Genomic DNA, 22,886 nt, shown 5'->3' with positions numbered 1-22,886 from the left:
AAAATTTGTATCACCTCAAATTATTGCTTCTATAAAACCGCGTCTATTTATGGTAAGGTTCACCGTAATGTTCCTAAATGAGGTTTTTTTAAACCAAATGTCTAAAAGCATGACATCGCCATCTTCAATTTCATTAATAGTCAACCCTCCCAAGCCCAATAAAAATGTAAAAATCTATATATTCTTAATGAAGTCTATGAATACCACCATATTCAATTTTTTTAATTTTTAAATTATATTCCTTTAGGATTTTCTTTAGTTCTTCAAAGGGTGAAACATTTAGACTTTTATACAAATTACCTTTTTTTACTGGTCTTGTGTGTTTTACGGAAACACTATCGAGGACCGAAATCTTATTTGTCGGATTATCTAATAATATTGGCCAAAGGAAGTCAAGACCCCATCCGGATTTAACCTTCCCGAAGGTTTCCCAGCACATTTTTAAAGCATAAGATGAAAATATGGGTACCATTATTTCTACATAATTTGTATATCTCAAAATATATAAAGGATTTTCTAGTGTTATATTATGAGAAAAAAAGGAATCTCGAGTTAAAGCAGGTTGTGCCAACCATAAATCATGTGCTGAAAATAAATCAAACATTTTGCTAATAGTGCAGGCGTTAGTATATATGTCATCTGCTATAAAACAAACTGCATCGTACTTAAAAAAGAAATCCCCTAAATTGTTTAATAAGTTATAGTGCCCAGGCCATCTAGGTCCTTTGTTTTGGTAATAAAAATCCCCATCATTAACAAATAATTCTGGCTTATCACCGTAATAATCAATAAGCAAGTCAAAATTCTTATAGTCTTTCGGCTCAATCCAAGACTTATGCAAGGAATTATCACCGGCTCTACATACAAGCAGATAGCGATTTTTTTCAATTTTATTCAATGAATACCCCCCAATTTAAATTAAGGATTAAATAAACGCCACAACTTGAAAGCCTTCTGTAACCCCCAGGTTACTTAAACTAATTACTTTATCATTGAATATTCTTATGATGTCGTTAGGTACAACCCCTCCATGAACTCTTTTTCTTGCATTACTGCCTATGTGTCTCCATCGTTCTCCATTGAAACTTACTTATTCAATTCTTTGAATTTTGCCACTAGGTAATTTCAAAATGAACTCTCATTTTTACTTTCTCCTGAAATTTCCTTAAATAAGTTTAAGGCACGTGCTACTGCTTGATCCATATTGTAATATTTATAGTCTGCAAGTCGCCCCGCAAAAAGTACTTTATCCTTAATTTGTTCCGCCTCTTTGAGATATTGATGATAAAGTTCGCGATTCTCCTTTTTTGGTATAGGGTAATAAGGATCAGTTATTCCGATAAGGTAATCTTGAGGATATACATACGTTATGGTTGTCTTTGGAGATATTTGACCAGTGAGGTGCTTTTGCTCAAGTATACGAGTAAAGTCATATTCATTAGGATAATTAATCGTTCCCGCTTCTTGAAAGTATTCCTGATTTTTCGAAACAAAATCGAAATGAAGACTCCGATATGGAAGTTCTCCATGCTTATAATCAAAAAAGGCATCTATGGGACCGGTATAAATCATTCGATTAAATTTAACATCATCTATAATTTCACGATAATCAGTATTTAATAAAATTTTGATATTAGGATGATTTAACATCCGTTTAAAGAGGGATTCATAACTTGGTAAAGGAATAGCTTGGTAAGTATCTTGAAAATAACGGTTGTCCCTACTAATATGAACAGGTACTCTTGCGGTGACTGAAGGATCAAGTTCCTCAGGCTTTAGATTCCAATGTTTTAGTGTATATTTATAGAAAACTTTTTTATAGATATAATCCGCCAAAAAGCTCAGATCCCCACTAGAGCTTTCTCTCAGCTTCAAAATAGGTACTTTTGTTCCAAAACCGAAATGTTGTATCAGCAGTTTTTCAAGAGTTTCTGCGTACTCTTTTGGAAACAAAGCATATATAGAATTGAGATTGAATGGAACAGGTACTTTTTTCCCATCAACTACAACAAGCACTTCATGAAAGTATGGTCTCCATTCTGTAAATTTGGAAAGATAATTCCAAACCAATTTTGAGTTTGTATGGAAAGTATGTGACCCATATTTATGGATCAATATCCCTTCCTTATCATAGCAATCATATGAGTTACCACCAATATGATCCCTGCGTTCAACTAATAATATCTTTTGGTCTAGTTGGGATGCAATTCGTTCAGCCAACGTTGCGCCAGTAAAACCGGACCCAACAATAACCCAATCTATCTTCAAAACTAAATAACCACCTTTCTAAACAAATTACTTCCCTTTATTTTATTTGTCATCGAACTGTCAAAATAAGATGAATCGAATTTTAAACATTCTTTAAACGTTTCTATCAATATATTACTTAAATTTTAATTGGATTGGATGAATGATGAGTTTTTCAGATAAATAAACGATTATACCTAATCTACTGCTATATCTGAGAATCTCATGCTAGGGACTTTTAGAAGTGGAACATTATATACTGATGTTAAAGAGGGGGGGAATTGGATGACTTAGAGTGAATTTGTAATGAATACGGAAGTTACTTATCCGTTTGATTAACATAGTGGCCAAGGTGCTGTTTATAAATAAAAAGTATTTCATGAAATAGCTATAGAAAAAGGCATTTATCACAAGCTTCCGAAAAGGAAAATGCCATGATAATACAGAATCGAATCCTTCCACTCTAAGTTAAAAGTCGGAAGGATTCACATTTAGATATAAGTAGAGGTTTTTTTGTTGAGGTAATATCAAAACCCCTAAATAAAATTAGCTTTAGAAAAATAATTATGTTAGCAAAAGTTAGCAGGTGGTCTGCTCAAATTAATATTAATGTTCCCGTACTCCACATGTCCAGAGTGTATGTGGCAACACATGGGATTCTAGTGGACTTTTAAACTTAATTACTCTTACCTTCTAGAACCAAGAATTTTTGGGATATAACATGTAAGCGATAAATGTTATTCCAACGAAACCTTCACAATATCATCCAAATATTTTGTTGTATTATATCCATAAATCTCCAACCTTTTAGGTATCAATTTCTCTCCAGTATTGTTACCGTCTATCCGAATGCTTTGAATTGTATCGAAGTGACGGGGCTGCTCGATTTCTTCGTATGAGAATGGTAATTCATTCATATCGTATTCTACCCCGTTTTTATCAACGATCACTCCTTCAGAATTCATCTCTATTGAATTCGGCTCATTTCCATCCTTACCCACAATATTAAGGTTAAGCACCTCGTACGCTCGATTCTCAATATCATGATTGCTTATGACAATAATGGTAGGCTGGCCAACTTCCAGCTTGTCGATGGAGATTGTACTGCCTGCATATTCAAAAGTTTGCGGATATTCCTGAGTAGTATCCAATTCGATGGTTTTATTATCTTCAAAAGTCAAATAAACAGATTCAAATTGAACCTTAACCTCTTTTGGTTTTTCTCCAATAAGAGGGCCAAAGTGTGTTTGAAAAGTAGTCCAATTCATATCTTGCTGTGATTCCATAAAAGTGCTGCCATACATATCAGCTTTCACTTTTTTATTGTTCACTTCTAGATTGTCAAAATTAAGAAATTCTATCCGCTTCGCTGGCTGGTTATTATTAATACCAAATTGCAGAACCGTCGCTGTTGGAGCAATGGTTAGTTTATCAAATCGAACCGGGATCCCCTCGACTTCTGTTTCTTCATCCAATGCATATTCGATAGAGGGCTGTTTTTTTACAGGGATCTTGAAGTTCCACTCCCCTGTTTCATATTCCATGTTCTGGTAAGCCCTAAAACTATTCCGGTCAGAAGAATCACGAATCAATTTCTGAAGCTTTGTGATCTTAAGTTTGATTGTCCCGCTATCCTTTATCAGTGGCAGCAGACTAATCTTTCCGTGATACACGTTCTTATCTTTATTATTTACATCCGATTTTAGGTCAGGAGGATAGTACCTAGGAAATGTTTCACTACTCATGATTTCATGTTCGTTCTTCACAGAAACACCCTCATGATAATCTATCACATATTGATTATCTTCAGCTGAATCTTCTATTTCATAAAAAACAAGCGTCTGAACATCATCAGCAATCGCACTCTTTATTCTAATTTTCACCCCATTGTTTTCCGCTTCCAGGTTCAGCCTTTCACCCAGGTCCTGTTGCAGAAAGGCACGCAATTGCTGATCTTCTTCTGTATATGTATAGTAGAGGTTGGTAAAGGACCCTGTAAAAACTTCTATACCCATTAATAATGCCAAAACACTAGCAAAAACAAGTCCCTTTCTTTTACGTTTCTTGTTCTTCTGTTGTCTTTGCTTTTCCTTTTCTGCCAGCCTATCTTTAACGTTCTCCATGAAACCAGATGGCACATGGAAATCCTCCATCCTTTCAGTAAGGTTTAACATGGTTAACATGACATCCTGAAAGGTACTCAAATCCTCCTGACAGTCTTGGCAATGATAAATATGCACCTCGAAATCAACCTTTTTCGACCGATCTAAGGTTCTTTCTAAGTAATCGATGTAATTCTTATGATACTCCTCACAGCCATTAAAAGATGACCCGTACCCCATTTCTTTTCTAAGTGACTGGATTCCAGAAAACAAGTGCTCTTTCATCTTTTCTACTGAAACTTGGAGAAGATGTGCTGTTTCCTCCTTAGAAATTCCTTTTATATATGTAAGGACCACCGTCTCTTTCTCATACTCTTTTAACTGATAGAGTGCTTTAAATAAATCCTTATGTTGTTCACTTTCCTCAGAAACTTGTAAACTTCTATCAGAAGAAAGCTCCCGGCAGGTATGTATAAAAATAGACGTTACCCACGTTTCGAATGATGTTTCTCTTTTAAATCGAGGCAATTCCTTGTGCACTTTTATAATGGACCGGTAAAAAAGTTCTTCCATTTGCTGCTGATTCCTAAGATAGGACCAACCAAGTGTGTAGAACGATTGTTTATGCTGATCGAACCAATCAATGATAGATTCCACGCCATTTTCACTTATCGTAGTGATTGACATAGTATCTATTTTTGCTGGGATCATAAATGTGTGTCCCCCTTTTAACATTCTCTTTATACCTAATGATATAAGGAGAGCAAATTGTTGATAATATCGAGCATCATTAACAAAGCTATCAACATCAAAATGTTTTATCTCTATATATGAAAAAAAGTTAGAAACTTCTCTACTCGCTAACATCTAATTGATATGTATGTAGAAAGCTTTCATCATCCATTGACCGGTACTGGGGAAGTATTTTGACGGGCGTCCGCATACGGCAACTACCTTAGCTGTTGGCACCTTAATTGAGTTGCAAAAACGCATGACATTTTTTCTTGTCTTGAGTTTTTTGATAAGGCGTGATGTATTATTTCCGCCAAAAATTCGTATATTCTGCTTTATCTTGAATATTAAATTCAATCATTTTCTCAAGCAATTCGTAATTTACCGGCTCATTCCACGGAATTCGAAACAAGCCTTTAGTAGCGCTGTAGCCAGCTTGTGTAATGTCCTCGGCAAAGTGCGCAATGCCTGCTTCTTCGGGTGAAACGCTCAAATGATGCTTCGCTGTGGAAAAGCCGATGATAAATGTGCCGTGATCGGAAAACATTGGCGTATTCCACTTGATTTGCGGTTCCAAATTTGGGAATTTATTTGTAACCCACGCCAAAATTTCCTCTGTTCGGTCGCGGTGGTCGGGGTTATCGATACCTGCTAAATATTTTAAAAAAACTTCCATGTCTTCCTCCTTCGATATTATGCTATTGCTGCCAAAAATTCGAATCTTCTCTAGCAAATCGTAATTAACTGGTTCAGTCCATTTGAATTCGGAATAAGCTTGAAGAAGCGCTGTAGCCACCTTGGGCGATTTCATCGGCAAAATGATCCATTGTCTCTTCTTCGGGTAAAATTTTAAATCATATAAGAAATGCTCATTAATATCGCATGCAATTACATAAGCACTGTTTAACAATTCCTTTTCCAATTCCAGAAGCTGCACCTGTTATTATTATTTTTCTCCGTTTGAATTCTATATAACCTCAAATACTACTATGAAACCAATTGTAACATGATCCTAACCCCTTTACCTTTTAAAATATCTGCCGTCACACAATTACGCCTTCATCTATAGACATACCTGCGTTATGAATATTTTATGGCATTTAATCACAAAACAACATAAGAAGTCACATTAGTAAAGGAGATGATTATTGTATGAAACAATGGCACCCGCGCCCTGAGCAAATCACACAAAGGATGTTGCCTCCCGAATTTTCTGTAAATCCCCTCTTCTCTCGCAAAGGAGAAGAGGCAGTTCCACGTTTTCAAATGCGTGAACAAGGCATGTTGCCAGAAACTGCATTTCAAATTGTCCATGATGAAATTGCTCTGGATGGAAATGCCCGTCTCAATCTTGCAACATTCGTTACCACTTGGATGGAACCCTTCGCAGATCGCTTATATGCCAAATCAGTTGAAAAGAACATGATTGATAAGGATGAATACCCGCAGACAGCGGCGATAGAGGAACGGTGTGTTCGAATTCTAGCCGATCTATGGCATTCGCCCTCTCCGCAAAAAACTGTAGGTGTTTCGACAACGGGATCGTCGGAAGCGTGTATGCTCGGAGGTCTTGCGTTAAAGAGGCGCTGGCAGAAAGCGCGTAAAGGACAAGGGAAGCCGATTGACCGGCCAAATATCGTATTTAGTTCCGCTGTTCAGGTCGTTTGGGAAAAATTTGCGAACTATTGGGACGTTGAGCCGCGTTTTGTGAATATTACCCCGGATCATCCTTATCTGGATCCCAAGGGTGTACTCGCTGTCGTAGATGAAAATACAATCGGTGTGGTGCCAGTTCTTGGGGTGACCTACACAGGCCTTTACGAACCGGTCGCCGCTATTGCACGAGCCTTAGATGAGTTTCAGGCCAAAACGGATCTTGATATTCCAATACATGTAGATGCTGCTTCAGGAGGATTTATAGCACCGTTCCTTCAGCCGGACTTAGTTTGGGATTTTCAGTTGACCAGGGTGAAATCCATCAATGTTTCCGGACATAAATATGGATTAGTTTACCCAGGGCTGGGATGGGTCATTTGGCGTGAGGCTGAGGATCTTCCTGAAGATCTTATTTTTCGGGTTTCCTATTTAGGTGGGAACATGCCGACGTTTGCCCTGAATTTCTCTCGGCCTGGCGCACAAGTACTCCTGCAATATTATAACTATTTGCGTTTAGGCAAAGAGGGGTACTATGAGGTGCAAAAGGCGTCTCAGACAGTGGCGCAATTCCTTAGCAAAGCGATTCATGACATGGGCCCTTTTGAACTATTTACTGACGGCTCGGATATTCCGGTATTATCATGGCGCCTGAAAGACGGCTACACATCAAACTGGAATCTTTATGACTTGTCCCGCCAATTGCGTACATTTGGCTGGCAAGTACCGGCTTATCCTTTACCCCCTGACATGGAAGATGTCACGATAATGCGCGTTGTGGTTCGAAATGGATTCTCTATGGACTTGGCTCACTTGTTCTTAATGAACTTTACACAAGCTGTTTCCTTTCTGGATTCCCTGGATGGACCAATACCACATGACACAAAATATGACAATGGTTATCACCATTGATGTCGAAGCTTCAAAGAGAGCATCGGTATTATGTCAAGACCCTTATGTTGGCATAATACCTTCCGTGCAATCTCAGTTTTTGAAGGAGTTCAAAAAGAGTCAAACTAAAACCTTGCCCATATCCATTTGTTTTTATAAAATACAGTTTAATATTACACATTCCTAAACTGTAGTTCGGAGGTTCGAATCCTCTCTGGGACGTCTAAAAACCTTGATAATTTAAGGTTTTTTTATTTTGTTATAAATTCCTTTTTAGTGTTTGCCGGAAATGAAATTACGGTCTTAATTTGAGTGGATAATATAATGAACAGAACTACGGGTATGTACTTTGTAGTTGGTCGCAATAGACATTAATCCAGGTTAGGTTAATGTTTCCTTTGGTATTAAAAAAAGAACAAATGAGGCACGAGATACATTCCCATGCCTCACTTGTTCTATTTTATCCACTCGCCATGTTGAATAAAGAAGTAGCGTTTTCCATTTATTGTGAACCAGCCGGTGGCCATTGCACCGGTGTTTTTAAGATAGTACCATTTTGAGCCATCAAGGAGCCAGCCCGTTTGCATCGCACCACTATTCGCAAGATAGTACCATGTACCTCCACTGTTCAGCCAGCCCGTTTGCATTGCTCCACTATTCGCAAGATAGTACCATGTACCTCCACTGTTCAGCCAGCCTGTTTGCATTGCTCCACTATTCGCAAGATAGTACCATGTACCTCCACTGTTCAGCCAGCCTGTTTGCATTGCTCCACTATTCGCAAGATAGTACCATGTACCTCCACTGTTCAGCCAGCCTGTTTGCATTGCTCCACTATTTGCAAGATAGTACCATGTACCTCCACTGTTCAGCCAGCCAGTCTGCATCGCTCCATTTGTTGCTAGGTAATACCAGCTGCCTCCAACATATTTCCATCCGGTCTGCATGACGCCTTTTTCGTTCATGTAGTACCATATTCCACCTTCATTTAACCAGCCTGTTACTGGATTTCCGTTCGCATCATAGTAATACCATTGTCCATTTTCCCATAGCCAACCATGTTTATCAGCCCCGACCACCACTAAAACAGTTGCCTTATCTGCTCCATAGGTGATGGTAATTGAAGTTGATCCTGGTGCCAATGCAGTGACAAGTCCTTTTTCAATCTTTAGTATTTTAGAATCATAGCCACTGTAGTTTGCTAGATTTGTGACATCTGTTTCGGTTACCTTGTCTCCTATTGTTTCAATGGATATTACCGTGAGCTGTGATCCATTGCCCTTTTTCAATTCAAGGGAAGCTGGACTAACCGAAAGTGTGGTGCTTGCTTCCTGTTCAACCTTAACCGTTACCGTCTTTGAATGCTCACCAAACTTAATCGTAATGCTCGTCTCACCAGCACTTAAGGCCGTTACCTGTCCCTTTTCTACCTTAATGATCTTTGCATCAAATCCACTATAGTCCGCAAGCTCTGTGACATCTGTTTCTGTTACCTTGTCACCTTGCGTTTTGATTGATTTTACCATTAGTTTCTTTGTTGCGCCAACCTTCATATCAAGGGAAGCCGGAGTCACTTCCAAATCAGTTGTAACTGCCTCTTTTACTTCAAATGGACCAAATGAAGTAATTTCTTCATTCCCTGCTTTGTCCTTAACCTTTACATGCATATACCATGTTCCAACATCATTAACTGTTGTGGTAAAATTACCGCCGTACGAAGGTAATTTCACGTTTTTCCATGACCCGGATGCTTCAGGGTCTGGAGTTGAAGAAAGCTGATAATCGACTGATTCAACATTTTCTGATCCTTGCCGAACTTCAACCTTAATATCAAACGGTGAATTCCCGCTTGTTTCTATATTTTTTAAAATCGCTTTAGCATATTGGAATGGCTCTTGGGCACCGTAATCGACAACAGCGCGAATCATATAGTTTCCAATACTCTTATCGGCTTGAAACCATTGGCCTCCTAAATAATCCCAGCTACGTGCAGCCCAGTTCTTTTTATCTCCATCGGATACAAAGCCCGGTACATATGGATAGTCGTCCGCCTGTAAATAGGCAATATAAAAATCATCCTTAACAACTAGACCTAAATTGGAAAGGTCAACCTCTGTCCATTTGGATAAATTGCGCTCGGCCTTCGCTTTTATTGGTCCAGCGAGCTTGTTTCCTGGTGCACCGTTCTTACCCTTTGCATCATATACGGAAATTAAGATGTCATTTCCACCTGGTACCGGGACATGTCCAGCCCAGAATTGCAGTTTCGCGCCTTTTAGCATCGCAGAGGTCTCGCCTTCTTTTAACGACATTTTCACCCCAAAGCCGTTTCCAGCACTGCCCATGACAAGGTTCTTATTGTATTTGCCATTATCGTATTTGATTTCACCTGATTCCTTATTAATAAAAGGACTTAATTGAATATTACGTTCAAGATTTTTACCTGGCTCAACATCGATTGTTAAGGTCTTGCTGTAATGGTCCTTTGCAAACACCTTAACAGTATAGGTACCCTCATATGCTTTTAGCTGATAATCCCCATTTTCACCCGAATGACCAGGTTCGGCTTTTTTATCCTCTAAAAGAAGAATCGTCGCATCCTTCAGCACATTTCCGGATGTATCTGTAACAGTACCCGAAATCGTTTGCCTTGGTAATGGCTCAAGTGTGATTTTCGGAGTGACTTCACCTTTACTTGAAACTGTTACCTTCTGGGTCTGAGGCTTGTACCCGTATGCTTGCACCTCAACCGTATACTCTCCTGGTGGATGATGAATCACAAATTCACCGTTTTGCGGATTTGACTTCGTCTTCCACTCTGTTTCTAAAACCTTAATCGCAGCATCAACGGGCAACAGGGAATCATTTTCAGATATCTTATTTACTTTTTGAAAGTCCATTAAAGGATAGGCTTGATTGACAAACGCTTCACTCGTTAGCTTAATTTCTTTATGGATTTCATGTTCTGCTCTATCAGCCGGTGCACTGCCTATAATTTGCATATCGTCCATGTACCAGCCTGGATACTTCCCATCATCTGTTTGAAGGTTAAAGGCAATCGTAACCTTTTTACCATCATATTTCGATAAATCAATACCGATCTCATGCCAGTTTTCGTTACTTCTTGAGATTTGGTAAAGCTGCTCCCAATTCGTTCCGTCAACAGTTGCAAGAACTGTTCCGAAATCCCTAAAGCCCATGCTATACCACTGCTTAAATCGAAGCTGTGTTTTCCCCTCCACAATGACAGGAGGCATCACTAACGTCATATTTGAGAACATTTCAGTCTGACCGCGTAAATTAGTGGCGATGGCATTTTTTCCAGAAGGCGGAGCCGTCTTGGGACCATAGGTTGGAACGCCCCATTCCCATGAGTTATTGATGCCATAGGTGTCCCAGCCCTCAGGAAGGCTTTCGAAATCCTCAAAATAGCCTGCTCGAATCCCATCCTTCACGGAAACCCGTGCCTCGGCCGTTTTTACCTCATTACCTGAAAAGTCTTGGATCGTCCACCAATAGGTAAGTATGCTTCCTTTTATTGCATCGGCTGGAATAATTGCTTCATATAAGCCATTTTGATAGTCTCCTGCATAACGTTCGGTATTAAATGTTGCTTCGTTCGCATCTTCATACCGGACGTGAAGGGTAACTTGATTTACACTAATATTGTCCATTGCTTGGATGGAAAATGGTGCATTTAGCCCTTTATAGACCACATGACGAGCTTCCTGTTCATAAGTCGGTGCTTTATTATCATTACCTGGCCCTACGACCTGACCCTTAATTTTTCCAATTCCTTGTTCAACTGCCTGCACAGCTGCATTTACATTCACAATTCCATAGCCATAACCATTATTCGGGGCTTCTGGGTAGTTTTCATCTGTTTTTGTTGTAGCCGTTAGTTTTAAGATTTCCTCAATTTGTGTAAGTGACAACGTTGGTTCAGCTTGTTTTAACAAAAGTGCTGCAGCGGCAATATGCGGAGCCGCCATCGAGGTACCGTTATAGCTTCCATACTCAAATTTATCCCATGTCGCACCCGGTAATGCAGAGCGAATACCAACCCCCGGTGCTGAAATGTTAGGCTTAACATCCCCTCTTTCAGAGGGTCCCCTTAAGGAAAAGCTTGCTAGCTCATCTGTATTCGTCGTTGCTCCAACTGCAAATGACTCCGGATAGTTCGCTGGTGCACTTGCTGTTCCCGGTAGCGCAACCGGATTAAAAAGATCCGTATTCCCTACCGAAAATACCGGGAAAATTCCAACTGAACGCCACGCCTGAACAAGCGGTCTGAACCAATCGTTATTAATCGGACGTCCTCCCCATGAGTTATTAACAACATCCGGCGCCTTTTCGGGATGTGGAACTCCTTTTTCATCAGTTGGCGCTAACACCCATTCAGCTGCTTGAATGATATAAGAATCATAGCTTTCATTATTAGCAAAGGCCCTTGCCGCAATCCATTTTGCACCTGGTGCGACACCAATTTGATTTTGTCCATCAGGCTCCTGCCCAACCATTGTTCCCATCGTATGTGTGCCATGCCCGTCGGAGTCAACCGGGCTGCCAATTTTATTTATCGTATCAAACCAGTTGAACGTGTGTGTTAGTTTACCAGGATTATTCGGGTCATATCCGCGATACTTAGTTTTTAAGGCCGGATGATTGACTGCTACACCGCTATCGATATTTGCGACAACCGTCCCTTGACCGGTTATCCCACGTGCCCATACCTCAGGAGCGCCAACATATTCAATATTCCATTCGACTGGTTTGCTTTCATCTGCCTGTAGTGTTGCAGATCGCTCCTCCTTTTTTATCGGTTCAAGTGTTTGTTTTTCATCAAGTAGGATTGATTTTACTTCAGGCAGCTCTACAAGCTTCGTTACGGTCTCCTTCGTACCAGTTACTGAAATACCATTTATTATAAAAAAGTTATGAAACTCTTTTATTTTTCCAGAAGCCTTTTCCTCCTTTAGTAGGAGATTTATCCCCTTTTGAGTGAGTTTGGCCTTATCCTGTAGGGCTTGTACAACAGCCTTCTGGACATCAGCTTTACTTTCCTTCTGAGAAGTGCTTTTCTTTAAAGAGGCTTGCTTGGCTGATAAGGCAATTTTTTCAGTATCAGCCTGTTCATGCAGGATTACGATGAATCTTGCAAATTCATCCTCCTCAAATTTTTTTAATAGTTTCGTATCAATGACTTCACCCTTGGCGGAGCTCGTATCCGCAGGAATTACACTACTTGCATGCGAATTCGCCGGCAGTGCAACACTCAAGATCATCACCAACGCAAATAAATGCATAAAAGCTTTTACACAAAATCGTTTGGTTTTCCTCATTTTTTCACTCCTTTATTTATTTTTTGTATGTATTTGAATATTCATAGATGGTCATGGATGAGATGGTGGTATTTGGGTTGAAAAAAACAGGGAGGATAAACACATGGTGTATAACTCTGCATAAAACTACCTATCTATAATTCTAGTAATAATCACACGAGATAACTATAGGGTATTTTTACTAAATTTTCTGAAATTAATAGGACTAAAGAGAGTGGAGATGTGTTTGTAATAGATAGTGATACCCAATTGTAGATTTTAGGCGGCGATTTGAGTACTTTTTTAAAGCCACCAGCAACTATTTATTCGTTAGCGGTAATACTTTTCCTCAGAAGAATATTTACTTCTCTTTGACATAAAAAATTATTATAAGATAATATTAGTATATTATTTTTATAAACGCATACTGTAGAAGAATATGGTTGATGACTGTAAAGAAACAGTCTATACAAATCAAAAATAAATTGAAAATGAAGAAACAGATAGTAGTAAATGAAAAATTGATTTTAATTATTATTAAGGAAGTAAATGATGAAAACGTATTGGAGTATACAAACTAAAGCAGCATGGGAACAAGCGTTAGCGTTCGGGTATTTACAAGGAAGTCCCAAACATATCTGCATAGAAGAAAGATAGCTATGAGTGGATGAAAAAGGAACTGAAATGGTACGGTTAACGATTTCGCTGCAAGAAGAAGACGTTCTTGTTTCTGACTTTGATAAATGGCATATTGTGTTAAACGATACATTTTGTTCAGATAATGAATTGGAAGATGAACATTTTGAACAAAACATTTTGTACATAACCAAGGTAGAAAGTTGGGAAAGAATTTTTGATTTGGATAGACCACGGGATATTGAGTGGTGGGGAAAATCGGAGGATGCCGAGTATCAAGGTGTAACAGGTAGGATAGAATTGAGTTCAATTATGAAAGTTGAACACTTTATAGCAAAATAAATTACCTGCTTCTCTGTCCAATAATATCTTGTTTATTCAACAATCTAATAAAGTTAATTGATATTATTGTAGAAGGATTAAGCCCCTATAGAATAAAAGAAGGGCTTATTTTTAATCCATATCTTTAGTAAGAGTATCTTCCTACTCTTTACCTATATCATCTTCAACATAGTAGTACGAAAGTAGATAGAAACATCCCGAAAATGAAAAACACTAAGAAAAATCTCCTTAGTGTTTTTTCGTTGAATCATGGATAAAATCCTTATTTACTCTCACAAATCCACTTGATTAGTTCTCTGTTAAAGGAGTGAGGTTCTTCAAACATAGGATTATGCCCACTATGCTCAAAAATCACTTTCTTTACGTTATCATATGTGTCATCAATTGAATCCCAAAGGGAAACTGGCGCTACCAAATAATCATATCTCCCTAAACCAATAAATACTGGTTTATTGAAAGTTTTCAGTGACTGTATAAGATTTAACTCTCCGAACGCCTCTCCCCACAAATAATCGATGATTGGCATATTCGTATATACACCTTCCCACATATAAGCTGCATCAAATCTATAGTCATAAAAACTTTGTGCTCCCATTCGAATACACATGTGGACAAATCGCCGTTCAGGATCTTTCTTGATGTCACTTTCTAATAGAGCAATATCCTTTTCAAACTGCCGCTTTCTTTCCGGACTTGCAGTCTCATTAAAAAATGCAAAGCTTTGGTGCTGCCTTTCCTGGCTATTTGAAGGGGCTGAATTTAACAATACAACTTTTTGGACATGTTCAGGATATTTTCTTGCATATTCTAAAGCCATGAAAGCGTGTCCTGAGTGACCCAATATAATGAAATCTGTAATACAGAGAGTTTGCCTTACTACTTCTATGTCATCTAACACTTTGTCCAATGTATAATCTTCTGCTTCTAGAGCCCTGGGCGGCTTTACAAATCCTCTATGATCAAGGAATATAAACTGAAATGTTTCATATAAATCTTCCGAGAATAGGTGAGGATAATAAATACTGCTGCCTACCACTAATATCGGTTTTCCGGTTCCCTTTACACAATAATTCAGTTTAAATCCATCACTGCTTATACTTTGATATTTGTTCATTGTAATAGTCCTCTTTCCTTTTTTTTCTGAGAAGAATTACTGACAATGTAATATCTCCCCTCGACACCACTTCCCTTCTTCGTTTAATTCCATTACATTCTCCATGGATCGTTCTAACACTTTACATCACCTCAATTAAGCTTGCCTTTAATTAAAGATACATTAGCATAGATCAAAATGACAAATAATGTTACAAATGTGTGGAACCATGTTTGTCAAATAAGTAAATCATATGAAAAAGTTGAACATAAAACCTAAGGTAAAATTGAAAAAGCCATCTATAAACTTGTTTATACATAATTGACACCCATTTCGTAAATACAGAAAAATAAAAAGAACAAGTAAACAGGTTATTCAATAATATAAAACTAGCTAATTCAATATATCATTATAGTGTAACAACCCAGGTACAAAAGGAGTGGACTTATGGGTGCTATATCCGGAGAGGAATTTTTAGAAAGAATTGATCGGTTAAATTCAAAAATTTGGATTGATGGAAAACAGGTTGAAAGCAAGATTTCTGAATATCCAGCTTTCAAAGGTGTTCTTCAGAGTAAAGCATCCCTTTATGATTTGCAGTTTGATAAACAGCTAAAAAACAAACTGACCTATCTTTCACCCGAAACTAAAGAACCGATTGGACTTTCCTTCCTGCAGCCAAAGACAAAAAAGGATTTAAAGAAAAGACGAACGATGATCGAACTTTGGGCAAAGCACACGCATGGAATGATGGGAAGAAGTCCCGATTATATGAATACTGCAGTAATGGCATTTGCCTCCTCTGCTTCATTTTTGAAAGGAAAAGACCATTGCTTTCCAGAAAATATTCAATCACTTTACGAAAGAGCAAAGAAACAAGACCTTTCCTTTACCCATACCTTTATCACCCCCCAAGTGAACCGCTCACAGTTTTACTATGAATGCTCTAAAGAACCGATTTCTGCAAAGGTTATTGCTAAAAATGAAAATGGCATCATCATTAAAGGAGCTCGTTTATTAGCTACACAAGGTGGTTTAACGGATGAGGTTCTTGTTTATTCTGCAGGTGGAATTATGGAGAAGGAGTTTGCTTACGCATTTTCCATCCCTACTGATACGAAGGGATTAAAGTTTATTTGCCGGGAGTCATTTGTTGAGGGCGATTCAGCGTTTAATTATCCATTAAGTTCTCGGTATGAAGAAATGGATACTGTTCTTGTCTTTGATCATGTCTTAGTCCCATGGGACCGCATATTTTTTTACGACAATATAGAGGCTGCCAACCATTTCATCCTTCAAAGTTCTTTTCACCCTTTTACCCTTCATCAAGTCATTACCAGGCAGATTGTAAAGACAGAATTTGTTCTAGCTGTTGCTGAGCTAATTGTTGATACGATCAATCTTCGGGAATATCTGCATATACAGGAAAAACTTTCTGAAATAATCATTGGCCTTGAAACAATGAAAGCACTATTACTTAAGTCAGAAATTAATGCAAGGTTAGATGAATGGGGATATATGCGTCCAAGTATCACACCACTTAGAGTGGCTAGTAATTTATTCCCTAAAATTTATCCTAGATTCTGTGAAATTATCGAAATCATCGGTGCGAGTGGTATGGTGTCTTTACCCACTGAAAAAGACTTTTCTTCTGATATTCGCTCAGATTTGGATCAATATCTGCAAGGAACTAATAAAAACGCAATTGACCGGGTTAAAATATTCCGTTTAGCTTGGGATTTAACAATGAGTTCATTTGGTACAAGACAGACGCAATATGAAAGGTACTTTTTTGGTGACCCCCTCCGGTTATCAAGTCTTTTATACAATAACTATCCTAAGGAAAAATATGTGAAGCAGATTAGTAATTTATTAAATTTAAGTGAATCGTAGACCTTTGAATATAGTTTTATAAAAGCCAATTATCCCAAATTGAACTTTGTCTTTACAAAATTAAGTGAGCACAGAAAAAATGATCCATGAACATGTCATGAATCATTTTTTCTCCCATTTATATCTATGATTGTTCACATGCCCAGTTATCTTTATCGCGGTCATGCCTCGATTCATAAGCGGGATGTGTGGATGGTACACCATTTGGATATACTTTTCTCATTTCGGTACAATTCTTGAACGACTCATTTCCGGTATTGGACGACTAACTGCCTGATGTCGAGCCTCCAGACGTATCTCCAGTCGATGAAGATGAGCCGGAATTATTATTTTGGGTGGAATCCAAATCACCCTTTGTTGTTCCTTGGTCACCAAATACCCATAAACCCTTATTTGCAGCCCTTGCCTCTCTAGCAAACTTTACAAAGAACTCGCTGTATTTCACATCAGGAGGATAGGTGGATGGTTCTGCATATCCATTTAACACTAAGTCGGCATTGAACATTTTTGAACGAATTTCATTTTCGTCCATATCATTTTCCGGTACACTTAACCAAACAATTCGTAGTAAACGGCTGTACCGGTCCGTTTCCGAAACATCTTTTTGGATCCACACCTGTTTTCCATTCAGCTTTGAGGTTGTATAATTGCTCGCTTCTTTGCCATATTCTTCATGTCTGGTGGTCGATTCTGGTGTATTTACCCCAACCAAGCGGATTTTTCTTCCATCAGAGGTTACTAATGTATCTCCATCCACAACTCGTCCAACCGTTATAGGCTCTAACCCCATACTCTTCGCTAATTCTTCTTGTGAAAGCTTTGCAGCTTCTTGTTTTTCCAGCTCTTCCTTTTCGGCTTTTGCTTTTTCTTCCGCTAACCTCTTTTCCTCCGCCTTAGCTTTTTCTTCAGCATCCACTTTTTCCTTTGCCTTTATTATTGCAGCTTCTGCTTTCTTTTCCTTATTTACAGAAACTGATTTCGGTTGGTCAGCGTCTTTCTTTTCCTCGGATGGTGCTGAGAACACCATAGCCAATACAAATGAAGAAATAATTCCCACTGCGATGAACCATCCTGATTTTGCAAATCTACTATTTCTCTTTCGATATTGCCTATTAAGGAACAAACCAATAATAAATATAACCATGCCAATAAACGAGATAGGTGCTACAATACCCATCGCTAGCATAAAGAGTATGGCAATTATGATAAGAACTCCTTTTAAAAATTTCACTAAACAAATTCACTCCTTTGCAAACTCCTTTACATTAACGCGAATTTCATATTTATTTTGTTGTTAAATATCTCTTTTTTGTATTTTTTCTTTACACGAATCCTTCCTAATATGTTAAATTAATTACAATGAAGTTTTTGGAATAATCTAAAAAGGAGTTTTTCGCGTGCAGCATTTTTACTTATTTATCCTTATGTGTATTCTACTCATAATCTTACCTGGACCGGATACAGCCATGACAACAAAGAATACCCTAACTTCAGGCAGGTCTGGCGGCATTAAAACCCTTTTGGGTACTTGTTGCGCCCTTTTGATCCATACTTTTGCAGCAGTTATTGGGCTTTCCGCCATAATAGTTAAATCTGCCTTACTATTTTCTGTATTCAAATATTTTGGAGCAATTTATTTAATTTACATTGGCTTTAAAACATTATGGTCCCTAAAAAATAATGAAGCTGCCGCAAGTATAGAGACAGACACTGAAAATAAGTACGGACAAAAATCCTGTTTTCGCCAAGGATTTCTTACTAATCTCCTTAACCCTAAGGTTGCCGTCTTCTTTTTAACCTTTTTGCCGCAATTCGTGGATTCAGGTAATAACACTTTTGTACCGTTTCTTATCATGGGCTTAACTTATACCATATTAACTGCTATCTGGTTCATTCCTTATGTTTATTTAATTAATCAAATCAGCACATTTATGAAAAAGCCAGCAACACAAAAGATTGTTCAAGGAATAACTGGGATTGCTCTTCTTGGTTTTGGCCTAAAACTAGCCTTCGAAAAGTCTCATTCTTAGGTGTCAGGTACCAAATGAAAAGGACCTTATCATTTTTGAGGTCCTTTTTGATTTATCATTTATCTCATTTTATCGAACTTTCGTTTACGATTTAGATAGAAGTAATCGATTATTATCCCATTACCTAGAAAATAATACTATATCGTCTATACTTCTTAAATAACTTTAATAAATTATAATAAAAAACTAACTAAGCAAAAAAGATTCATTGATTACCCCTCTGCCAACGATCGATATTTTCCACTATAATAAACTAACGGCTCAGAATCTTTAACAAAAATATCTGTAACCTTCCCGATAAAAAGTGTATGATCGCCCTCCACATGTGCAGCAGAAACCTCACAAGAAATTTGTGCTAACGCATTCGGCAATACCGGGACTCCATCTCGATGATCAAAAACCACTTCTTGATGATTCTTCACCTGCCCGGCAAATATCATCGACAGGTCTTGCTGCTCTGCAGCTAATATATTAACGGAGAATCTTCCGCTCTGTTTTATTTTTTCAAGCATTTGTGCTTTTTCAGCAATTGAAACAACGACAAGTTTTGGATTGAGCGAAACAGACATGAAGGCATTTGCTGTCATACCATGAACTTTTCCATCCACTTCTGTTACCACCACTGTTACCCCTGTCGCAAATTTTCCCAATGCATTTCGAAATTGACGATCATCCATTTTTATTCCCTCCTCTTCATCAACCCAGATTAGATAGAAGTATTCCAAAACAGGCGGTAAATAATAATATATTTAAGCCCAGGCCAATTAATGCACCTTGCCCCAACCGTTTCTTCCCCTTCGTGAAACTTACAATAGGAATTATAATAAGACCAATAACAGCAAGACACAAATAAGCGAAAAATAGCGGTGAAAACATAAATAATATTAATAATCCTAGCAAGTATATACCAATAGTGATTCCAATACCCAGCCATAGGTCTTTTAATGACCCATCATCCTTATTTCCCTTATTCGGATTCAACTCAAACACTCCTATTCTTTATTAGAATAAAAGACTATTCCGCATGAATAAAAGGTCTTCCTTCAATCTCTGCCTGAATTTTCTTCAGTTCCTCCTCTTTATCATCACGGTAAAATAGATTATAAGTATCAAACGGAATAATTCTACCGTCAGGATGGGCAATATGGACACAGGATTTCTTAACAGAACGGACATCAAAATTGTAAGCATCTAAAAACTGCATGATGATGACCCGAAATACATTGTCATAGCCAATTTGCCCAGGCATCGCTACCTTTGGCAAACAGCATAATAAATCCTGCAATGATAAAGCTGATGAATCAGGTGAATGATTTAACGAGAACAATTTGAAAATCATATTCTTTATGTTATCGTCCTGTTCAAACACAATCGTATTGCGGTCCCCTTCTAATAATATGTTCGGGTCGATTAATCCAGTTAACGGTGTTACCTCATCATGTTGTTTTAACGCATATCCCATTGCCAGGCAATCTGGGTGGCATGGGACAGGAATGATATCCTTTGAACCAAATACATTGGACTGATCGATAATCATTTGTCTTACTTCACTTAATGTTAAGCGATTGGTTGATGGATCATATTCTTCCAATCTCCCTGCTGCTTGGATTGGCTGGAAGGTGACCCCTCTGACGCATTTTTGCTTTAAGCCATATTGAATAATTTTTCCAATCTCATGATCGTTTAATCCCTTTTTCAGTGTTACAACGAGGGTAGTGGAAATATTGAACTCATTTAAATTCTCAATTGCCTTTTGTCTAACTTCTCTTAAGTCAACACCTCTTAATTCTTCCAATGTTTCTTTTTCAAAACTATCAAATTGAAGATAGATTTCAAAACCTGGAGAATAGGTGGCAAGCTTCTTCACAAATTCTTTGTCATTTGCAATTCGAAGGCCATTTGTATTCACCATTATATGCCGGATCGGTCTTGATTTTGCTAGATCGAGTATTTCAAAAAACTGGGGGTGTATTGTCGGTTCCCCGCCGCTGATTTGTACGATATCAGCAAACCGTTCATTTTTTATGATATTATCGAGCATAAATTCAATTTTTTCTAAGCTGCGAAAGCTTCCCTTTTGAGGAGAGGATTCTGCATAACAAATCGGGCATTTCAAATTACATCTCTCGGTAATTTCTAAAAGTGTCAAACAGCTATGCTGTTCATGATCGGGGCATAGCCCGCAATCATAGGGACATCCATATTTTATCGGTGTATTCCAGCGATAAGGCATTTCCGAAGGCTTGATAAATTCTCGACACCATTTATAGTACTCCACATCAGTTGATATCAAGACCTTTTCCAGCTCATGCTTCATGCACCGCTTCACCAAGTATACCTTGTCGTTTTCAATAATGACCTTCGCTTCTACTTTCCTTAAACAGGTGGAACAAATGCTGTTCGTTAATTCATAAAATAAATAGGGACGATTAGGCATGGATTTCTCTCCTCGTTTCGGTTTGTTTTTTTGATATGAGCCAAATATAGTATCCAATTCCTAGTAAACTAGCAATTTGGATATTGTTGAGGATCCAATAAGGATGGGGTGTTGGTTTAATAGAATCAATAAATAATCGAAACAGTAAATAACAAAGCATGAATAATTGAAATAAGAGCCCTTCCCATCCAATCTGTTTCTTTTTATAATAATTAAGGACAATAATAAGAAAGAGTAAAAAGAATATTTCATATAGCTGTGTAGGATGGCGCATAATTCCATCACCGAAATCAACACCGGTAATCCACTTGGTTGCAACACCATATGTATGATCATCCAAACCTGTTAGAAAGCAACCGATTCTTCCAATCATCATTCCAACTGCTAATGGAAGCACAAAATCATCACCTGTTGAGCGCGTCCAGCCAATCCATTTTTTTGCTATCTCCACTCCGATTAAACCGCCTAATAACCCGCCAACAATGGTTTTTCCTTCGATTAGATAAATGAGATTATTCCAGTTTTCTAGTGTCTTTACTGGGTCTTCAAACCAATATAGGATCTTTGAGCCTAGGGCAGCACCTAATGTGGCACCTACTACTACCCATAGGGCTTTATCCATCGGAATTTTCTCTTTATTTCTTGTATATAAATACATACGGAAGCCTATAAAATATGCTAACGCTTCAAATAAAAAGTGTGGATGAATTCCAAATATGTAGAAAGGGAAATTCACCTTTTTCTCTCCCTTCTAAAATTGAACTTTATTTCTATATTATCAGAATATTGATAATAAATACTGATTTTTTTGTAAATTTTTGACTTGATTGAAACATGAAAAGAATCCAAGTATTTTTTGGAAAAATTGAAGATGATGTTTAATTGATTTTAATTATAAATTTTTCTCCTTTATGAAGTTCGATACCTTGTAAGGTCTTTTTATCTATATACAAATAAAAAACGAACATCACCTTTCAGATCAGATGATGTTCGTTTTAGATAAAAAAATTATAAAAACATACTTATATTCATGACAGTCAATACAGCCTGATCCGGATAAACCGTGCGCTGGGCAATTTTCCATTCTCCATTTTCTCTCCGGATAATATCTTCCCGCTCGCCAAATAGTTCTTCCGTATTTATCTCCGATGCTCTACTTCGTTTAAATAAAAAATAACTTCTTACTTTATATTCATCCGCAATGATAGTAGGTTCTATCATCACATTGCTAATAAAATGCCTTTGTCTTGGAGCAGGATTATCAACCCAGGCTGATTTCGTATAAAGCCTCTCTACTTTCATGGTAATGTCTTCCTTAGTGTCTGTAAAATAAGACATTTCGCTAATAAAGTTGGATTTTGTTTTATTATCAACAGTTACCCGTAAAGGCATTACATACTTTATGTCCTCAGTGAGCAATTCAAGCCAATCTAGGTATTGACGATGGTCGAGTAAATAAGCTTCCTTATACAAAAATTGTGATATTTCATAATGCAAGTGAGTCTCCAC

At 37.8% G+C, this 22,886-nt stretch carries 17 protein-coding genes and 1 pseudogene; 5 read left to right on the top strand and 13 right to left on the bottom strand.

Annotated features, from left to right (window positions below):
* Nucleotides 1–184: 184 nt before the first annotated feature.
* From QNH20_RS09935 to QNH20_RS09920, 4 genes are all read right to left on the bottom strand, one after another.
* On the bottom strand, nucleotides 185–898 hold the full coding sequence (locus QNH20_RS09935) for a DUF707 domain-containing protein (RefSeq protein ID WP_283922723.1): 714 nt from the start codon (nucleotides 896–898) through the stop codon (nucleotides 185–187).
* A gap of 227 nt (nucleotides 899–1,125) precedes the next feature.
* Entirely contained in the window at nucleotides 1,126–2,268 is a 1,143-nt protein-coding gene (glf, locus tag QNH20_RS09930) for a UDP-galactopyranose mutase (protein ID WP_283922722.1), read from the bottom strand.
* A gap of 716 nt (nucleotides 2,269–2,984) precedes the next feature.
* Nucleotides 2,985–5,060 carry a sigma-70 family RNA polymerase sigma factor gene (locus tag QNH20_RS09925; protein WP_283922721.1) on the bottom strand — a complete coding sequence of 692 codons (2,076 nt, stop codon included), beginning with the start codon at nucleotides 5,058–5,060 and terminating at the stop codon, nucleotides 2,985–2,987.
* 325 nt (nucleotides 5,061–5,385) lie between these two features.
* Nucleotides 5,386–5,757 (bottom strand): iron chaperone, encoded by a 372-nt coding sequence (locus QNH20_RS09920; protein ID WP_283922720.1) that lies wholly within the window; start codon nucleotides 5,755–5,757, stop codon nucleotides 5,386–5,388.
* Between the two features lie 476 nt (nucleotides 5,758–6,233).
* On the opposite strand from QNH20_RS09920, the gene gad reads away from it, so the two are divergent.
* Entirely contained in the window at nucleotides 6,234–7,646 is a 1,413-nt protein-coding gene (gad, locus tag QNH20_RS09910; protein ID WP_283922719.1) for a glutamate decarboxylase, read from the top strand.
* 434 nt (nucleotides 7,647–8,080) lie between these two features.
* Here the strand turns inward: gad and QNH20_RS09905 are convergent, their stop codons facing one another.
* Nucleotides 8,081–12,967, bottom strand: a complete 4,887-nt coding sequence (locus QNH20_RS09905) for a S8 family serine peptidase (RefSeq protein ID WP_283922718.1) — start codon at nucleotides 12,965–12,967, stop codon at nucleotides 8,081–8,083.
* Nucleotides 12,968–13,389: 422 nt separating this feature from the next.
* Between QNH20_RS09905 and QNH20_RS09900 the strand changes: the two genes are divergently transcribed.
* A complete protein-coding gene (locus tag QNH20_RS09900) occupies nucleotides 13,390–13,527 on the top strand; it encodes a hypothetical protein (protein WP_283922717.1) in 138 nt (45 codons plus the stop codon).
* 82 nt (nucleotides 13,528–13,609) lie between these two features.
* Entirely contained in the window at nucleotides 13,610–13,924 is a 315-nt protein-coding gene (locus QNH20_RS09895) for a DUF3841 domain-containing protein (protein ID WP_283922716.1), read from the top strand.
* 262 nt (nucleotides 13,925–14,186) lie between these two features.
* Here QNH20_RS09895 and QNH20_RS09890 read toward each other — a convergent pair whose 3' ends face one another.
* Nucleotides 14,187–15,038 carry an alpha/beta fold hydrolase gene (locus QNH20_RS09890; RefSeq protein ID WP_283922715.1) on the bottom strand — a complete coding sequence of 284 codons (852 nt, stop codon included), beginning with the start codon at nucleotides 15,036–15,038 and terminating at the stop codon, nucleotides 14,187–14,189.
* Between the two features lie 426 nt (nucleotides 15,039–15,464).
* Here QNH20_RS09890 and hpaB point away from each other — a divergent pair, with 426 nt between their 5' ends.
* Nucleotides 15,465–16,910, top strand: a complete 1,446-nt coding sequence (gene hpaB / locus QNH20_RS09885; RefSeq protein WP_283922714.1) for a 4-hydroxyphenylacetate 3-monooxygenase, oxygenase component — start codon at nucleotides 15,465–15,467, stop codon at nucleotides 16,908–16,910.
* A 124-nt stretch (nucleotides 16,911–17,034) separates the two neighbouring features.
* Here hpaB and QNH20_RS09880 read toward each other — a convergent pair.
* Both QNH20_RS09880 and QNH20_RS09875 read right to left on the bottom strand, forming a co-directional pair.
* Nucleotides 17,035–17,139 (bottom strand): annotated as a pseudogene (locus tag QNH20_RS09880) (excalibur calcium-binding domain-containing protein); the annotation flags it as partial.
* Between the two features lie 36 nt (nucleotides 17,140–17,175).
* Nucleotides 17,176–18,141, bottom strand: a complete 966-nt coding sequence (locus QNH20_RS09875; protein WP_283922713.1) for a thermonuclease family protein — start codon at nucleotides 18,139–18,141, stop codon at nucleotides 17,176–17,178.
* Between the two features lie 193 nt (nucleotides 18,142–18,334).
* On the opposite strand from QNH20_RS09875, the gene QNH20_RS09870 reads away from it, so the two are divergent.
* A complete protein-coding gene (locus QNH20_RS09870; protein ID WP_283923384.1) occupies nucleotides 18,335–18,940 on the top strand; it encodes a LysE family translocator in 606 nt (201 codons plus the stop codon).
* A gap of 212 nt (nucleotides 18,941–19,152) precedes the next feature.
* On the opposite strand, the gene QNH20_RS09865 is transcribed toward QNH20_RS09870, so the two are convergent.
* The 5 genes from QNH20_RS09865 to QNH20_RS09845 all read right to left on the bottom strand — a co-directional run bounded on the left by QNH20_RS09865 (nucleotide 19,153) and on the right by QNH20_RS09845 (nucleotide 22,886).
* The gene (locus QNH20_RS09865) at nucleotides 19,153–19,617 is read right to left on the bottom strand and encodes a flavin reductase family protein (RefSeq protein WP_283922712.1); all 465 of its coding nucleotides are present in this window, start codon (nucleotides 19,615–19,617) and stop codon (nucleotides 19,153–19,155) included.
* A 19-nt stretch (nucleotides 19,618–19,636) separates the two neighbouring features.
* The gene (locus QNH20_RS09860) at nucleotides 19,637–19,921 is read right to left on the bottom strand and encodes a hypothetical protein (protein ID WP_283922711.1); all 285 of its coding nucleotides are present in this window, start codon (nucleotides 19,919–19,921) and stop codon (nucleotides 19,637–19,639) included.
* 34 nt (nucleotides 19,922–19,955) lie between these two features.
* A complete protein-coding gene (locus QNH20_RS09855; protein ID WP_283922710.1) occupies nucleotides 19,956–21,377 on the bottom strand; it encodes a radical SAM protein in 1,422 nt (473 codons plus the stop codon).
* Nucleotides 21,370–22,113 carry a prolipoprotein diacylglyceryl transferase gene (locus tag QNH20_RS09850; protein ID WP_283922709.1) on the bottom strand — a complete coding sequence of 248 codons (744 nt, stop codon included), beginning with the start codon at nucleotides 22,111–22,113 and terminating at the stop codon, nucleotides 21,370–21,372. The genes QNH20_RS09855 and QNH20_RS09850 overlap by 8 nt, the downstream gene beginning before the upstream one ends.
* Nucleotides 22,114–22,385: 272 nt before the next feature.
* The gene (locus QNH20_RS09845; RefSeq protein ID WP_283922708.1) at nucleotides 22,386–22,886 is read right to left on the bottom strand and encodes a 3-phenylpropionate/cinnamic acid dioxygenase subunit beta; all 501 of its coding nucleotides are present in this window, start codon (nucleotides 22,884–22,886) and stop codon (nucleotides 22,386–22,388) included.

This window comes from Neobacillus sp. WH10 (genome assembly GCF_030123405.1).
Taxonomy (GTDB): domain Bacteria; phylum Bacillota; class Bacilli; order Bacillales; family Cytobacillaceae; genus Neobacillus.
The sequence above is the reverse complement of the archived record's forward strand: the minus strand, read 5'-3'. Positions and strand labels throughout refer to the sequence as shown.

Coding starts and splice junctions, on each gene's coding strand:
- QNH20_RS09925 (WP_283922721.1), bottom strand. CDS start 5,060: ATGATCCCAGCAAAAATAGATACTATGTCAATCACTACGATAAGTGAA.
- QNH20_RS09920 (WP_283922720.1), bottom strand. CDS start 5,757: ATGGAAGTTTTTTTAAAATATTTAGCAGGTATCGATAACCCCGACCAC.
- gad (WP_283922719.1), top strand. CDS start 6,234: ATGAAACAATGGCACCCGCGCCCTGAGCAAATCACACAAAGGATGTTG.
- QNH20_RS09905 (WP_283922718.1), bottom strand. CDS start 12,967: ATGAGGAAAACCAAACGATTTTGTGTAAAAGCTTTTATGCATTTATTT.
- QNH20_RS09890 (WP_283922715.1), bottom strand. CDS start 15,038: ATGAACAAATATCAAAGTATAAGCAGTGATGGATTTAAACTGAATTAT.
- hpaB (WP_283922714.1), top strand. CDS start 15,465: ATGGGTGCTATATCCGGAGAGGAATTTTTAGAAAGAATTGATCGGTTA.
- QNH20_RS09870 (WP_283923384.1), top strand. CDS start 18,335: ATGTGTATTCTACTCATAATCTTACCTGGACCGGATACAGCCATGACA.
- QNH20_RS09865 (WP_283922712.1), bottom strand. CDS start 19,617: ATGGATGATCGTCAATTTCGAAATGCATTGGGAAAATTTGCGACAGGG.
- QNH20_RS09855 (WP_283922710.1), bottom strand. CDS start 21,377: ATGCCTAATCGTCCCTATTTATTTTATGAATTAACGAACAGCATTTGT.